This is a genomic window from Corynebacterium uropygiale, assembly GCF_021568315.1.
Classification (GTDB): Bacteria; Actinomycetota; Actinomycetes; order Mycobacteriales; family Mycobacteriaceae; genus Corynebacterium; species Corynebacterium uropygiale.
On sequence record NZ_JAKGSI010000006.1, the window covers coordinates 40,671 to 55,273 of the forward strand.

Below are 14,603 nucleotides of genomic sequence, written 5' to 3' on the forward strand. Positions count from 1 at the left end.
CTGTTGTGGTTACAGTGACTGATGTGACTGTGGAGGAAGGACTGCAACGTCTGTAACAACGAGTGAAGGCGGTGCCGCCCCGGAGGGGATGAGCACCGCCTTCATCGCATAAGGCTCACGCCGTGGCCTTGGCTTCGCGCACAGCGAAGCCGGACCATCTCCACCTAGATATCCAGGAAGCGAACGTCCTTCGCGTTGCGGGTGATGAAGGAGCGTCGGGCCACGACGTCGTCGCCCATGAGGATGCTGAAGAGCTCGTCGGCTCGCTGCGCGTCCTCAATGTCCACGCGCCGCATGACTCGGTGTGCCGGGTCGAGGGTGGTTTCCCACAGCTCGCTGGCGTTCATCTCACCCAGACCCTTGTAGCGCTGGATGCCGTCGTCCTTGTTGATCTTGCGGCCCTCGGCGAGGCCCTCCTCCAGCTGAGCGTCGCGCTCGGCGTCGGAGAAGGCGTAGCCGGGCTCGCCCTTTGCCCACTTGAGCTTGTACAGCGGCGGCTGGGCGAGGTAGACATAGCCCTCCTCCACCAGCTGCGGCATGAAGCGGAAGAGCAGGGTGAGCAGCAGCGTTGCGATGTGCTGGCCGTCGACGTCGGCATCCGCCATGAGCACGATCTTGTGGTAGCGGAGCTTGGAGATGTCGAATTCGTCGTGAATGCCCGTGCCGAGGGCGGTGATGATCGCCTGGACCTCGGCGTTCTTCAACACGCGATCGAGGCGCGCCTTTTCCACGTTGAGGATCTTGCCTCGCAGCGGAAGAATCGCCTGGTACATGGAGTCACGGCCACCCTTCGCGGAACCGCCAGCCGAGTCGCCCTCCACGATGTAGAGCTCCGAGACCTTCGGATCCTTGGAACGGCAATCCGCCAGCTTGCCAGGCAGACCGCCGACGTCGGAGGCGGACTTGCGGCGCACCATGTCGCGGGCCTTGCGCGCAGCCTGGCGCGCATGAGCGGAGGACAGCGCCTTGTTGACGATGGCCTTCGCCTCCGCCGGGTTGGCCTCCAACCAGTGCATGAGGTGCTCATTCGTCATCTTCTGAACGAAGGAGCGCACGTCGGTGTTGCCCAGCTTGGTCTTGGTCTGGCCTTCGAACTGCGGGTCGGCGACGCGAACGGAAATCACGGCGGCGAGCCCCTCGCGACAATCGTCGCCCGTGAGGTTCGGCTCTTTGTCCTTGAGCAGCCGGTGTTCGCGCGCGTAGCGGTTCATCAGGCTGGTCAGAGCGGAGCGGAAGCCCTCTTCGTGGGTACCACCCTCGATGGTGTTGATCGTGTTCGCGAAGGTGTGGACGGACTGCTTATAGCCCTGGTTCCACTGGAGCGCGATCTCCAGCTCGTGGTTCTCCGCCTTCGCGTCGAAGGAAATGATGGAGGGGTGGATCTCCGTCTTCGACTTGTTGAGGTAGCGCACATAATCTTCCAGCCCATTCGGGTAGTGGAAGGTCACCTTCTTCTCGCGCTTCTTCGGCGCCTTGGGGGCCTCCCCCGCCGCCTCCTCGGGCTTCTGGGTGTCGTCGAAGGAGAGCTCCTCGCCGTCGACGGACTCCGCGGTATCGCCGCCCTCCGCGATGGCCTCGAGCTCAAGCTCCTCGTCGGTGACGCGCTCGTCCTTCAGCGTGATGGTCAGCCCCTTGTTGAGGAAGGCCATCTCCTGAAGGCGTCGAGAAATAATGTCGAACTTGAACTCCGTGGTCTCGAAGACCTCGGGGTCCGGCCAGAAACGCACGGTGGTGCCGGTGCCGCGGGCGTTGCCGCCCTCGACGAGGTCCTCCGGCAGCGCATTGTTGAAGTTCTGGTACCAGTGCTTTCCGTTGCGCTTGATGTCCGCCTCCACGCGGGTGGACAGCGCGTTGACCACGGAAATACCCACACCGTGCAGACCACCCGAGACCGCGTAGGACTCGGAGTCAAACTTGCCGCCGGCGTGCAGCTGGGTCATGACCACCTGCACCGTGGGGGCACCCGACGCGTGCATCTCCACGGGAATACCGCGACCATTATCAACAACCTCAACCCCGCCGTCGGCGAGAAGCGTGACGTCTACGCGATCGGCGTAGCCCGCCATTGCCTCATCGACGGAGTTATCGACGATCTCCCACACCAGGTGATGCAGGCCGCGCTCCCCCGTCGAACCGATGTACATACCGGGGCGCTTGCGCACCGCCTCGAGCCCCTCGAGAATAGTAATCGATGAGGCGTCATATTGGTGTTCGCTGCTAGCCACGTGAACGAGCACTCCTCAGTGAGCCGGAAAATTACCGTTTCAGTCTACACCCTGGCATCCCCCTACGTACTGCACCACTCAGCCAACGAGAGGCCCGCTCAGCGCCGCTGAGCGCCTATCCATAGGTATCGCGCGGGCCGCGGCCCTTCACATGCAAGCGGCCCTTCCGCCACGAAGGCTGCGTCGGGCCATAGAGTTTGAGCTGCTTAATCTCATCATGGCCGATTTTCTCCGCGATGCGCGCGAGGATCTGCCGCTGCATGAGCCGCAGGTTTGTCGCCCACGCGGTCGAATCGCAGCTCACGATCACCACGTCCTCCTTGATCATCTCCACCCGCGTGTGCTTGGCAATCTCCTCCCCCACCAGGAGATCCCAGTGGTTCATCACCCAGCCGCGCGCCAGCGGCGTATCCCAGCCGCTCTGCGTGACCGTGGTGGTCATCGCACTTTTGAGGGAATGAATGTTGAGCGCTCGCGGGAGCCGACGCCCATCCGGCCCCGTTTTCTGCAATCCACGCACCCCGCGGATCCACGCCGACGCCTCGCCCTGCTTCTTCCGCCGCCGACGCAAAGGCTGAGCGCCACTTCGGCGCCCGCTCACCCGCCCCTGCGCGTGCGCCAGCTTCTGGGTGCGATCGTAAACGGCATCCACCAGGTCGGCCGGCCCGGCCGCGGAGTCCGGCTGGGGCGCGTCCTCGGAGCGGCTCGGGTCGCTCATTCGTCCTCCTCCACCAGCACGGACACGCGCCCCTCTTCACGCTGCTCCACCCCAATGGTGAAGCGCCCGCTCACCCGTTCCTCGAGGTTATCGGGGAGATCCTCGTCGACGGCCGCCGTGATGAAGACCTGCTCCACCTCGGCAGCGACCTCCACGAGCTTCTCTCGCCGGCGCCGGTCTAGCTCCGCGAAGACATCATCGAGGATGAGGATGGGCTCCGCCCCCTCCGAGGCCAGCAGGGAAAACTCCCCCAGGCGCAGGGACAGCGCGAGCGACCACGTCTCACCATGGCTGGCGAAGCCCTTGGCCGGCTGGTCACCCAGGAGGAGCTCGACGTCATCTCGGTGCGGGCCGACGAGGGATACCCCGCGCTCGATCTCTCGTCGTCGAGAACGCCCCAGCTCAGCGAGCATTTCTGCCTCGATGATCTCGGGCTCGGAGGGGAGTTCGCCGGCGGGATCCACCGTGCCCTGATAGCGCAGCGACGCGGGCCGGGACTCCGGGGCGATGCCGGCATAGGCGTCGTGGACGTGGGAGTCCAGGCGCTCAACGAGGTTCCGCCGGGCACAAATGATCTGCGCCCCCAGCCGGGCGAGCTGGGAATCCCACGCATCGAGGGTGGCCAGCGCCCCGGCGCCCTCCGAGGAGTCGTAGCCGCGGCGCAGGGCCATCGTCGAGGACTTCAACAGCGCATTCCGCTGGCGCACCACCTTGTCATAGTCCGAGCGCGCGCCAGCGAGCCGCGGCATGAGGGTGGAGAGGATGGCGTCGAGGTAACGACGGCGCTCCGCCGGCTCACCCCGGACGAGGGCCAAATCCTCGGGCGCGAAGAGGACCGTGCGCACCACCCCGAGCACCTCCCGGGGCGAGGACAAACGGGTTCGATTGATCTGCGCCATGTTCGCCCCGTGGGGCTTGATGAGCAGGTGGGCGGTGAGCTCGCGCCCTTCATTGACCGCCGTCGCCGACACCCGGGCATTCGCCGCCCCCGCCCGGACCAGCGGAGCATCATGGCTCACCCGATGGGAGGACAGGTGGGCGCAATAGCCCAGCGCCTCGATGATGTTGGTCTTCCCGAAGCCATTGCGCCCAACAAAGAGCACCACCCCCGGCTGGAGATCCAACTCCAGGCTGGGCCAGGATCGGAAATCTCGCAGACTCAGCTGGCGGATATACATGCTCTAGCCCGGGAGGCGAACCGGCATGAGCAAGTACAGGAAGTCCGTGTCCGGCGTCGCGTAGGTTCCGTCCTCGGTCTGCTCGGGGAGCTCCTCGGGCTCGGGCAGGAGAATCGCCGGGCGGGAGGACTCGACGAATCCGAAGACCACACGATCCGTGTCGATGACGGACAGGCCGTCCTTGAGGTATGCCGGGTTGAAGGCAATAACCATCTCATCGCGGCCGCGGAACGCGCAGGGCAGGGTTTCCTCGGCGTGGCCGGCGTCGCTCCCCCCAGCAGAAAGGGTGAGCTCCTCGGCAGTAAAACGCATGCGGATCTGGGAATTCCGCTCCGTGACGAGGCTGACGCGGCGGATGGCTTCCTGCAGCGGCGCGATCTCGACGGTAGCGATCGCGTTGTGCACCTTCGGGAGCAGCGGCTGGATGTTGGGGAACTCGGCGTCGAGGAGGCGCGTGGTGGTCTCACGATTCTCCGCGTGGACACCAAAGAGCCCGTCCGCTCCGACCTCGTCTCCCGTGCCGACGGCCAGCTCGACGGGATCCGTCAGGTGAGGATCAACACTCCGCGCGTTTTCCAGGAGCGTTTTGGCCGGGATGAGGAGCTTGGCCGTGATGCTTTCGGAGACCGGCTTCCATTCGAGGTTGCGCACGGCGAGGCGGAAACGGTCCGTCGCGACGAGACGCAGACGACGGCCGGTGATCTCCATGTTCACACCAGTGAGCATCGGGAGCGTGTCATCCTTGCCCGCCGCGGAGGCCACCTGGGTGGTGGCGCGGGTGAAGAGCTGCGGGTCAATGGACCCGGTCACCTCAGGGAGCGTGGGCAGCTGCGGGTAATCATCCAGCGGGATCTGCGGGAGCTCGAAGCGGGAGGAACCACAGCGAAGCTCCACTTTCGAGCCGTCCAGCGAGATCTCGACCGGCTTGTTCGGCAGGGTGTTCGTGATTTCAGCGATGAGCTTGCCAGCGACGGCGATCCGCCCGGGCTCGATGACCTCGGCGGAGATCCGCACCTTCGTGGACACCTCGTAGTCAAAGCCCGCGAACTCCAAACCATTGTCATCCGCGGTGATGACGATGGCCCGCAGAACGGGCTGAGTGACACGATTGGGCAGGCTGCGGGCGACCCAGGTAACGGCGTGCGCCAGGTCGTCTTTAGCAACCCGGAAGGACACTTGCTGTGACTCCATGCGGTGGCTCCTCGAAGGTACAAAACGGCTCTCTGGTGAATGACATGATCCAAAGTACCCGGCGGGCCGGGGGACCGGAAAATGTGTCATTCCCTCGGGGCCGGGCGCGGCGGGGCCGCCGGCCCGGAGTTTTTCGCACCCCCTCTTTCTCCTCACATTCTTTCCAGAGATTCAGGGAGGAGAAGCAGTAGGTCCTGTGCAATCTGGGGATAGAGGGTGAAATGACAAGGTCCGGCCACGAAAACGAGCTGTGAGTCTCGGTGTGGATCACGTGTGGAAAACAGAGGCCGGGTGTGGATAACTTTCGGGGTCTCTGCCTTCTCCACAGTGGCCTCGACGTTATTCACTGCTTCTCCACACCGCAACGAGGGCTTCTCCACAGGGTCTCTGAGCAGCGTGAATGGCAAAAGTATGGGCAAGATCTCCGAATTACAAGAATGGAATTACACAAGTGTGGATAACCATGTGAAAAACCCTCCAGGTGGGTCCTGGAGGGTGATGGGCTGCTGCCCGGGAGGTCGGGGGTTGCGCCGGCGAGGACCGCGCGGCAGACCGAGCTGCGCTACCCAGCGTCGATCCTTCTCGCGTTAGCCCCGCTCAGAGGGGCGATCCTGGTTCTTCACCATCTGGGTGAGGGTCTGGATCTCGTGGTAAGTGTCGCGCTTCTCGGTCATCTCCTTGCGGATCTTCCGCTCGGCGTACATGACCGTGGAGTGGTCCTTCCCGCCGAAGTGCTTGCCGATGGACGGCAGGGAGAGGTCCGTGAGCTCGCGGCAGAGGTACATGGCCAGCTGCCGGGCGTGGGCCACGGCGCGGGTGCGCGTCGCACTGCGAAGCGTATCGACGTCGATGTCGAAGAATTCCGCGGTCACCCGGAGGATGGAGTCCGCGGTGATTTCGACGTCGTGATCAGGGATGATGTCGCGCAGCGCGGAGGTTGCGTTTTCGAGGGTGATGGGCTCGTCATTGATCGAGGAGTAGGCGGCGACGCGGATGAGCGCGCCCTCGAGTTCGCGGATGGAGGTAGAGACGTTCGAGGCAATGAGCTCGAGCACCTTGCGATCCACGGGCGTGTTGTCCGATTGCGCCTTCTTCATGAGGATCGCGATGCGCGTCTCAAGGTCCGGCGGCTGGATATCCGTGATGAGTCCGCCCTCGAAGCGGGTGCGCAGGCGGTCCTCGAGGGTGGTCAGCTGCTTCGGCGGACGATCCGAGGTGAGGATGATCTGCTTATTCGCCTGGTGGAGCGCGTTGAAGGTGTGGAAGAACTCCTCCTGGGTGGTCTCCTTGTCCTGGAGGAACTGGATGTCATCGACCATGAGGATGTCGAGGTTGCGGTAGCGCGCCTTGAAGGATTCCTGGCGGTCATCGCGGACGGAGTTGATGAAGTCGTTGGTGAACTCCTCGCTGGAGACATACTTAATCCGCAGCTCAGGCTGCAATTCCAGCGCATAGTTGCCGGTGGCATGGAGGAGGTGCGTCTTGCCGAGCCCCGAGCCACCCCAAATGAACAGCGGGTTATAGGCCTTCGCCGGCGTCTCCGCGACCGCAACCGCCGCACTATTCGCGAATTTATTCGAGGACCCAATGACGAAAGACTCAAAGGTAAAACGCGGGTTGAGCGACTGTTTCCGGTCAGGATCGACGGCCGGCCGCTCCCTCCTCATCCTCTGCCCCGGCTGGTGATGGCTCGACGACGTCCCCGCCGCCGCCGGACCCTGGTTGGGGTATCCCGCCGGGGTCTGAATATGGGACACCTGCCAGTCATCATTGCTGTGGAAAGAGAAACGGGACTGGTAGCCGCGCTGGTCCTCCCTGTCCAGGGACGAGGAGGACGGTGCCTGCCCGGAATGGGCGGGCGCGGAGGATCCAGCACCCGGGGTTCGAGGCGGCTGGGCGGTGGCGCCGGAAGGCTGATTGTGCTGTTCAGCGCCGCCCACGGGCTGCGTTGAGGAGGGCGCAGCCGGCGAGGCGGGGCGGGAGGAGGTGGACGTCGTCGAGGGAGAGGGCTCCGCATTGAGGGACACCGCGAGGGAGCAGGGCATGCCCTTGAGATCGCTGACGACCTCGACGATGGAGCGGCTCAGTTCCTCCTCGATGACGCGCTTGACCCACTTGCTGGGGGTGGAGAGCACGACGTAGCCGTTGACGATCGCGACCGGGGAGACCTGGGTGAGGATACCGCGCTGCTGGTGCGTCAGCCGAGGGATGGGGGACGTTGGGGTCTCGGAGCGCAGCAGGAGCTCGTTGACAACGTGCTGCCATTCTTCGTGCAGAGCGGCATTGTCAGTCAATGTTTTCCTCAGTTCACGGTCGGCGCTGCACCTGTGGGAAACAGGGCAGCCGGGCACATAGGACAGGCAGCGAGAGGGCTAGCCATGTGGACAACGGGCGTGATTATCCACGTCGGAGTCCACAGGATATCCACGCCGATGACCTGGACATCCACAGGTTTATCCACACCTGTGGAAAACGGCCCGCGGTCAAACTATCCACAGCCTAGCGCATCGGCTGTGGAAAACATTTCTCAGGCTGCGACAGCCTGTGACCTGGCATTTTGTCGAGATCTTGGGAAACCTTCAAGTTTTACTCGAGAGTTATCCACAATCTCGATCGTCCACAGGATGTGGAAGAAAACGACAATCTTCATAACTACCCGCCGGATGGGAGCAGTGTCGAACTCGGTCCGCGAGGCTCTCCGGCGGGGAGGATCGCGTGTCAGCAAGACGGACGTACTGTCATGCCTGGCGCCGCTGTTGAGGGGCCATTCACGGGCGGGAAATGAGGACTGACCTGGCGAAAAAGACATTCTTGTAATTCTGGGGGTAATGGTGTTCACCCCCGGGAGAATGGGGCGTGTCGATTTGTTTGCAGGGGTGACTGTCGCGTACGCTTGACCCGTCTGTCGTACCGCGGGGATGACTGTGTCACGGTGACCTTCTCCCCGCGTGTATGCGTGAGAGCAGTCTGGCGTTGAGTTCCGGGCCAGCTCAGCCCGAGGGCCCTGCGGTTCTCAGGCGTGAAGCGGCGTCGCCGGCACTGCATATCTCAAGTGAACGCCAAGCGGATAGTGACTGATCCCGGTACTTCGGTCACCGTCCCCACAACCTAGAGGAGAAACATCGTGGCTAAGGGGAAGCGGACCTATCAGCCCAACAACCGCCGTCGCGCTCGCGTGCACGGCTTCCGTACTCGTATGCGTACCCGTGCTGGTCGCGCCATTGTCTCGGCCCGTCGTCACAAGGGCCGCGCTCGGCTGACCGCCTAGTCGCAGATACCACCCGGAGGGCTCTCACAGCGTGCTACCACGTGCCAACAAGCTCACGTCCCCGGCCCAGTTCTCTCGGACCATTAAGGGAGGTCAGCGTGCTGGCGCTCGGAGAGTGGTTGTGCACTACCTCGACCACGCTGGAGAGGATGTCGCCCAGATGGGCGGCCCGCGTTTCGGGTTGATCGTATCGAAAGCCGTCGGGAATGCGGTGGTTCGTCACCGCACCTCCCGGCGGCTACGTCATATCTGCCTCAGCCTTCTCCCCGAGGTACCGCCCACGGCTGACGTCGTCATCAGGGCGCTGCCCCGGGCAGGAGACAGCACCTCCGCCGAGCTGGCCCAGGACATCACCAAGGCCCTCGCCCACGCGCGGAGGAAGCAGAGCCGCGCCTTCGAGAAGGACAATCATGTGCCCTCCGCAGCAGCACAGCCACGACGTAACAGGGGATGACCCTGCGCCCCGGGGTGTCGCCCGGGTGCTCGTCGGCGGGGTGCGGCTGTACCAGCGCTGGCTCTCACCCCTTAAGATGGGACCCACCTGCAGGTTTGAACCGACCTGCAGTGCCTACGCGGTGGAGGCGCTGAGGCGCCACGGAGCAATCAAGGGAACACTGTTGAGCTTGGTTCGCCTCGCGAAATGCGGGCCGTGGCATCCTGGCGGATATGATCCTGTGCCCTAGGGGTTGCTCGCACTACCACTGAGTCAAGGAGCTTGTCAGTGCTCAATTTCATCTACTACCCGATCTCGGCGGTGCTATGGTTCTGGCACAAAGTCGCTGGGTTCATCTTCGGAGAGAACTCAGGGATTTCGTGGATCCTGGCCATCGTGCTGCTGACATTCACGCTGCGTGCCCTGCTCTATAAGCCGATGGCGAACCAGATGCGTTCGGCACGCAAGATGCAGGAGATGCAGCCCCGGATGCAGGAGATCCGGGCGAAGTACAAGAACGACCAGCAGAAGATGATGGAGGAATCGCGCAAACTCCAAAAGGAGATGGGCGTGAACCCCCTCATGGGCTGCCTCCCCATGCTGGCGCAGATCCCGATCTTCATTGGCCTGTTCCACGTGCTCCGCAGCTTCAACCGGACGGGCACGGGCGCCGGCGGACTGGGGATGAGCGTCGAGCAGAACATGAATACGCCGAACTACATCTTCGGCGTCGACGATGTTCGCTCCTTCTTGGAAGCGAAGTTCTTCGGGGTGCCGATTTCGGCCTACATCTCCATGCCGGAGGACATGTACAAGGCCTTCCCTGACGCGGGTGATCTCACCAAGATCAAGATCATCTGCGTGGCCGCGCCGCTCATCGCGATCATCGTTCTGGCGACGCACTTCAACGCGCGGATGTCGCTCAGCCGCCAGAAGAAGCGTCAGGCTGCCGGGAAGGCGAACGCCCCGGCGAACGACCAGATGCAGATGCAGACCGAGATGATGAGCAAGATGATGCTCTGGTTCATGCCTGCCACCATCCTCTTCACGGGTGTCATCTGGCACATCGGTCTTCTCTTCTACATGGTGTCCAACAACGTGTGGACCTACTTCCAGCAGCGCTACCTCTTCGCCAAGATGGATGCCGAGGAGGCCGCCGAGGAGGAGGCGAAGAAGGCCGCCAAGCGGACCTCCGCCCCCAAGCCTGGCGTTAAGCCCAACAATCCGAAGAAGCGGAAGAAGAAGGGCCACTAGAGTTCTGAGCTCCTGGCGCGAGACCCCATCTCGAGAATGATCTCGGGGTGGGGTTTCTGCGTTCCGGCGTCGCGGATGGTTTAGGCTAAGGGGGCTGTCAGCCGACACGAGGAAGGTGTTTCACGTGAAACCTGCGCCCGAGTACCGCCCCGAGGACTACCCCACTCCCCCCGCAGCGGAGAGGATCTTCGGCGAACGACTCCCGCTGGCCGAGGCCTATCATCGCTCCCTCGCGACCGACGGATTCACCCGCGGTTTCATCGGGCCGCGGGAGCTTCCCCGGCTGTGGGACCGGCATATCCTCAACTGCGCGGTGATCGCCGAGGCCATGCCCGAGGGCTGCTCCGTCGCGGACATCGGATCTGGTGCCGGCCTGCCGGGGATTCCGCTGGCCATCGCGCGCCCGGACCTGCGGATGTGGCTCATCGAGCCCCTGCTCAAGCGGTCCGTGTACCTCCGGTCCGTGGTGGAAGAACTCCACCTGGATAATGTGCAGGTGATCCGTGGTCGGGCGGAGGAGAAGTCCGTGCGCTCCGCTGTGGCGCCGGTGGACGTCGTGACCTCGCGGGCGGTCGCCCCGCTGGGGAAGCTCACGCGGTGGTCGCTGCCGCTCGCCCGGCGGGGAGGGGCGATGATCGCGATGAAGGGATCGAGCGTCGGGGAGGAAATCGAGCGCGACGCCGCAGACATCCGCAACGCCGGCGGCGAGAAGCCGGAGATCCTCCATGTTGGTGAAGGATTGCTCGAGCAGCCCACCACCCTCGTCCGGATCCGCCGCCACGCAGAGCGGGCGCGGTAGCCACTACAGTAGAAACCATTGCCGGGGTGGGCCGGCACGCCAGAGGCAACCTGCAAAGGAGAGAGGGCGTTTGACGTCGATGGCTGAGCATACACACGAGGATGAGCACCGCGAGCGCGTGAACCTTCGCGGTGACCTGCCCGCGCCGGAGCAGCCTCGTCTCATCACGATCGCCAACCAAAAGGGCGGGGTCGGAAAGACGACCTCCTCGGTGAATCTTGCGGCGGCGCTCGCCGCGCAAGGGCTGAAAGTGCTGGTCATTGACATTGACCCCCAGGGCAATGCGTCGACGGCTCTGGGCGTCGAGCACCGTACCGGCACAACGTCGACGTATGAGCTGCTCATCGGGAACGCGACGGCCGACGAGGCGCTGCAGCAGTCCCCGCACTTCGACAATCTCTATTGCATTCCGGCGACCATCGACCTCGCCGGCGCGGAGATCGAGCTTGTGAGCCTCGTGCGACGCGAGTACCGCCTCTACGACGCCGTGCGCGGTGACTTCATCGAGCGCCACGGCTTCGACTACATCATCATCGACTGCCCGCCCTCCCTCGGCCTGCTGACGATCAACGCAATGACGCTCGTTGATGAGGTCATCATCCCCATCCAGTGTGAGTACTACGCCCTCGAGGGCGTGGGCCAGCTGCTCAACAACATCAGCATGATCCGGCAGTACCTCAACACGGACCTCCACATCTCCGCCATCCTCCTCACCATGTACGACGGGCGGACCAAGCTCGCCGAGCAGGTGGCCGAGGAAGTCCGCGGGCACTTCGGGGACGTCGTCTTGCGGACGCTCATCCCGCGCTCCGTGCGCATCTCGGAGGCCCCGGGCTATGGGCAGACGATCCTCCAGTACGACCCCTCCTCCCGCGGGGCGCACGCGTACGTGGACGCCGCCCGGGAGCTCGCCGAGCGGGGCGACTACCTGCCCGGCCCGGAGACGGGCCCCATTGGGGTGAGCCCCACCGCCGCCGCGGAACTTCAGGAGACCGTGGCGCAGTCAGAGAACACAGAATCCGATCACAACACCGAGGCGAGGTAGAGGGACATGGCACACAAAGGAGCTCGTCAACGCGGCGGACTGGGGCGTGGCCTCGCCGCCCTCATGATCTCTGATAACCCCGACCCCACGCGGGGGCGCGCCCCCGCCAGGGATCCGCGCGAGGCCGCAGGCTCCCAGCAGCCCGCCCCCGGCTCGACAGACACAGGCGCCGCGCAGACCCAGGGTGAGAGCCACGAGGCGGCCTCCCCCGTCGAGAGCGTTGCGGAGAAGCTCAGCGCCTCCCGCGGCCTTGGGGGCGGGGCGGCCGACGTCATCCTCGGCGGCGGGCACCTTAATCCCCGCGACCGCCGCGACGGGCCCATCCGCACGCCCGCGCCGGCCGAGGGCGCCGAGGTGGGGGCGCGCTACCAGGAGATTCCCATCGGGGAGATTGTCCCCAACCCGAAGCAGCCGCGCACGGTCTTCGAGGAAGAGGCGCTGGCCGAGCTCGTGCACTCCATCCGGGAGTTCGGTCTCCTGCAGCCCATCGTTGTGCGGCCCCACCCCGAGGGCGAGGGCTACGAGCTCATCATGGGCGAACGACGCTGGCGGGCGGCCTCCAAGGCGGGGCTGAAATTCATCCCGGCGATCGTCCGCGACACGGAGGATGACACCCTCCTGCGCGACGCCCTCCTGGAGAACATCCACCGCGTGGAACTCAACCCGCTGGAAGAGGCCGCCGCGTACCAGCAGCTCCTGGAGGAGTTCAAAGTGACCCAGGCGGAGCTGGCCGAGCGGCTGGGCCGCTCGCGGCCGGTCATCACGAACATGATCCGGCTCCTCGCCCTCCCCGTCGCGGTCCAGCGACGCGTCGCGGCCGGGGTGCTCTCGGCGGGGCACGCGCGCGCCCTGCTGGGGGTCAAGGCGGAGCCCGTCGCGGAGCATCAGGATGAGCTGGCGGGGCGGATCGTCTCCGAGGGGCTCTCCGTTCGCGCCACCGAGGAGGCCGTCACCCTGCTCAACCGGGGCGATGAGGCCCCGAAGCGCGGGCGCCGGGAGAAGACTCCTCCGCCGGAGTACCTGCGCACCGCAGCCGATCACCTGGCCGATACCCTCGACACGCGGGTCACCGTGAGCATGGGCAAGCGGAAGGGCAAGCTCACCGTTGAGTTCAGCGATCAGGATGACTTCGAGCGCATCATGAGCCTGCTCGGCGCGCAGAAGGGGGACTAGGAAGAAGCGCCCGGGCACAGGGGGATGGCCATGGCCGGAAGGGCCGGCGCCCGGGCGCGCTGTGAGGGGGTTTTAGAGGCCCTCGGCCTTGAGGAGCTCGTCGAAGCGGAAGGTGCCGGTGGGCTGGTCATCGCCGCGATCGAGCAGGTAGAGCCGCTTGACGGCGACGAGGATGGCCTCCACGATGGCCTCGCGTCCCTCGGTGCTCGTGAGAACGGCGACATCGTCGGGATTCGTGAGGTAGCCGGTGACGACTTCGACGGTGGGCATGGTGGTGAGCCGGAGCATGTCCCACGTCCGGGCGTGATTACCGCAGTTGATGAGGCTGGTCCGCGCGACGATCTCACGCTGGATGTAGCCCGAGAGCATCTCACCGGTCAGCGAGCTATTGCCGATCTCGCTCCCGAAGTAGAAGGTGGCGACGCCGGAGGCCTTCTCGTTGGGGTAGCGATCGCACTGGAGGCAGATCATGAGGTCGGCGTCGAAGGCGTTGGCGATCTCCGCGCGGGACTTGTGGTCCGGATCGTCCATCCGCGGGCGGGAAATGATGGTCTCGATCCCCAGGGCGATCATCCGGCCCTCGATGCGGGTGGCCAGGTCCCAGAGGATCTCCTCCTCCGTGATCTCGCCATAGCGGCCCTGGACGGAGAGGCCCTTGTGCTTGCCGCCGAGTGCCGGGTCAATGACGACGCGCTTGCCCGCCAGCATGGGGCCAGCGGCGCGCATGTGCTCGCGCTCGCGGATGGCCTGCGGGGAGCCGCCCGTGATGCGCCGGCCGAGGAGGCTCAGGGCGCGGATGGTCTCGGGGCCGCACATGCCGTCGGCCCGGAGGCCGGAATTGTGCTGGTAGTTGACGAGGGCATCGTGGGTGAAACGGCCAAAGTGGCCGTCGACCCGATGCGAGTAGAAGCCGAGCTCCTGCAGCTGGGTTTGGAGCTGCCCGACGTCGTCGCCAATGAGCTCGTGGTTGACCTGATAGGACAGGACGCGGGCGCCGAGCCGGTAGCTGGCGTGGCGGAGCTCCCGGAGCGTGGCTTCCTCGATCTCGCCCGAGGGGATGATCCCGCGGGATTGCTGGAAGGCCTTGAGGATCTCCGAGAGCTCGGCGTCGAAGGCCATGTCGGCGTCGGTGAAGCGGTCGGAGCGCTGGGAGCCGAGGTCGCCGTGGAAGTGTGTGAGAAGTCCCAGCCGCGCCAACGTCATCCGTACTTCAGCGACGCGCGGGCTGTGGTCACCGACCTTAAGGACGTCCGCCACGGTTCTCCTTCCGGCTATTCAGCATCAATGTGAAGCCGACTGTACTCGCCCCAGCGGCACCG

Annotated in this window: 13 protein-coding genes; 7 read left to right on the forward strand and 6 right to left on the reverse strand. The window is 64.7% G+C overall.

Annotation, left to right across the window (positions count from 1 at the left end):
- Nucleotides 1-164: 164 nt before the first annotated feature.
- From gyrB to dnaA, 5 genes are all read right to left on the reverse strand, one after another.
- On the reverse strand, nucleotides 165-2,225 hold the full coding sequence (gyrB, locus tag L1O03_RS10650) for a DNA topoisomerase (ATP-hydrolyzing) subunit B (protein WP_236119867.1): 2,061 nt from the start codon (nucleotides 2,223-2,225) through the stop codon (nucleotides 165-167).
- A 115-nt stretch (nucleotides 2,226-2,340) separates the two neighbouring features.
- Entirely contained in the window at nucleotides 2,341-2,943 is a 603-nt protein-coding gene (locus L1O03_RS10655; protein WP_236119870.1) for a DciA family protein, read from the reverse strand.
- On the reverse strand, nucleotides 2,940-4,121 hold the full coding sequence (gene recF / locus L1O03_RS10660) for a DNA replication/repair protein RecF (RefSeq protein ID WP_236119871.1): 1,182 nt from the start codon (nucleotides 4,119-4,121) through the stop codon (nucleotides 2,940-2,942). The genes L1O03_RS10655 and recF overlap by 4 nt, the downstream gene beginning before the upstream one ends.
- Before the next feature lie 3 nt (nucleotides 4,122-4,124).
- Nucleotides 4,125-5,312 carry a DNA polymerase III subunit beta gene (dnaN, locus tag L1O03_RS10665; RefSeq protein ID WP_236119879.1) on the reverse strand — a complete coding sequence of 396 codons (1,188 nt, stop codon included), beginning with the start codon at nucleotides 5,310-5,312 and terminating at the stop codon, nucleotides 4,125-4,127.
- Between the two features lie 587 nt (nucleotides 5,313-5,899).
- On the reverse strand, nucleotides 5,900-7,606 hold the full coding sequence (dnaA, locus tag L1O03_RS10670) for a chromosomal replication initiator protein DnaA (protein WP_236119880.1): 1,707 nt from the start codon (nucleotides 7,604-7,606) through the stop codon (nucleotides 5,900-5,902).
- A gap of 830 nt (nucleotides 7,607-8,436) precedes the next feature.
- Here dnaA and rpmH point away from each other — a divergent pair.
- The 7 genes from rpmH to L1O03_RS10705 all read left to right on the forward strand — a co-directional run bounded on the left by rpmH (nucleotide 8,437) and on the right by L1O03_RS10705 (nucleotide 13,284).
- Nucleotides 8,437-8,580: a 50S ribosomal protein L34 gene (gene rpmH, locus L1O03_RS10675; protein WP_236119883.1), complete on the forward strand. Its 144-nt coding sequence runs from the start codon at nucleotides 8,437-8,439 to the stop codon at nucleotides 8,578-8,580.
- A 31-nt stretch (nucleotides 8,581-8,611) separates the two neighbouring features.
- Nucleotides 8,612-9,034 (forward strand): ribonuclease P protein component, encoded by a 423-nt coding sequence (gene rnpA, locus L1O03_RS10680; RefSeq protein ID WP_236119887.1) that lies wholly within the window; start codon nucleotides 8,612-8,614, stop codon nucleotides 9,032-9,034.
- On the forward strand, nucleotides 8,991-9,263 hold the full coding sequence (gene yidD / locus L1O03_RS10685) for a membrane protein insertion efficiency factor YidD (RefSeq protein WP_236119891.1): 273 nt from the start codon (nucleotides 8,991-8,993) through the stop codon (nucleotides 9,261-9,263). Before rnpA ends, yidD begins: the two co-directional genes overlap by 44 nt.
- 38 nt (nucleotides 9,264-9,301) lie before the next feature.
- Nucleotides 9,302-10,267 carry a membrane protein insertase YidC gene (gene yidC, locus L1O03_RS10690; protein WP_236119893.1) on the forward strand — a complete coding sequence of 322 codons (966 nt, stop codon included), beginning with the start codon at nucleotides 9,302-9,304 and terminating at the stop codon, nucleotides 10,265-10,267.
- Nucleotides 10,268-10,391: 124 nt separating this feature from the next.
- Nucleotides 10,392-11,066 (forward strand): 16S rRNA (guanine(527)-N(7))-methyltransferase RsmG, encoded by a 675-nt coding sequence (rsmG, locus tag L1O03_RS10695; protein WP_236119900.1) that lies wholly within the window; start codon nucleotides 10,392-10,394, stop codon nucleotides 11,064-11,066.
- A gap of 79 nt (nucleotides 11,067-11,145) precedes the next feature.
- The gene (locus L1O03_RS10700) at nucleotides 11,146-12,111 is read left to right on the forward strand and encodes a ParA family protein (RefSeq protein ID WP_236119906.1); all 966 of its coding nucleotides are present in this window, start codon (nucleotides 11,146-11,148) and stop codon (nucleotides 12,109-12,111) included.
- A gap of 6 nt (nucleotides 12,112-12,117) precedes the next feature.
- The gene (locus tag L1O03_RS10705) at nucleotides 12,118-13,284 is read left to right on the forward strand and encodes a ParB/RepB/Spo0J family partition protein (RefSeq protein WP_236119907.1); all 1,167 of its coding nucleotides are present in this window, start codon (nucleotides 12,118-12,120) and stop codon (nucleotides 13,282-13,284) included.
- Between the two features lie 72 nt (nucleotides 13,285-13,356).
- Here L1O03_RS10705 and L1O03_RS10710 read toward each other — a convergent pair whose 3' ends face one another.
- Complete coding sequence (locus tag L1O03_RS10710) at nucleotides 13,357-14,541, reverse strand: N-acetylmuramoyl-L-alanine amidase (protein ID WP_236119908.1); 1,185 nt, start codon at nucleotides 14,539-14,541, stop codon at nucleotides 13,357-13,359.
- Nucleotides 14,542-14,603: the final 62 nt, after the last annotated feature.

Coding starts and splice junctions, on each gene's coding strand:
- dnaN (WP_236119879.1), bottom strand. CDS start 5,312: ATGGAGTCACAGCAAGTGTCCTTCCGGGTTGCTAAAGACGACCTGGCG.
- L1O03_RS10705 (WP_236119907.1), top strand. CDS start 12,118: ATGGCACACAAAGGAGCTCGTCAACGCGGCGGACTGGGGCGTGGCCTC.
- recF (WP_236119871.1), bottom strand. CDS start 4,121: ATGTATATCCGCCAGCTGAGTCTGCGAGATTTCCGATCCTGGCCCAGC.
- L1O03_RS10655 (WP_236119870.1), bottom strand. CDS start 2,943: ATGAGCGACCCGAGCCGCTCCGAGGACGCGCCCCAGCCGGACTCCGCG.
- yidD (WP_236119891.1), top strand. CDS start 8,991: ATGTGCCCTCCGCAGCAGCACAGCCACGACGTAACAGGGGATGACCCT.
- L1O03_RS10700 (WP_236119906.1), top strand. CDS start 11,146: ATGGCTGAGCATACACACGAGGATGAGCACCGCGAGCGCGTGAACCTT.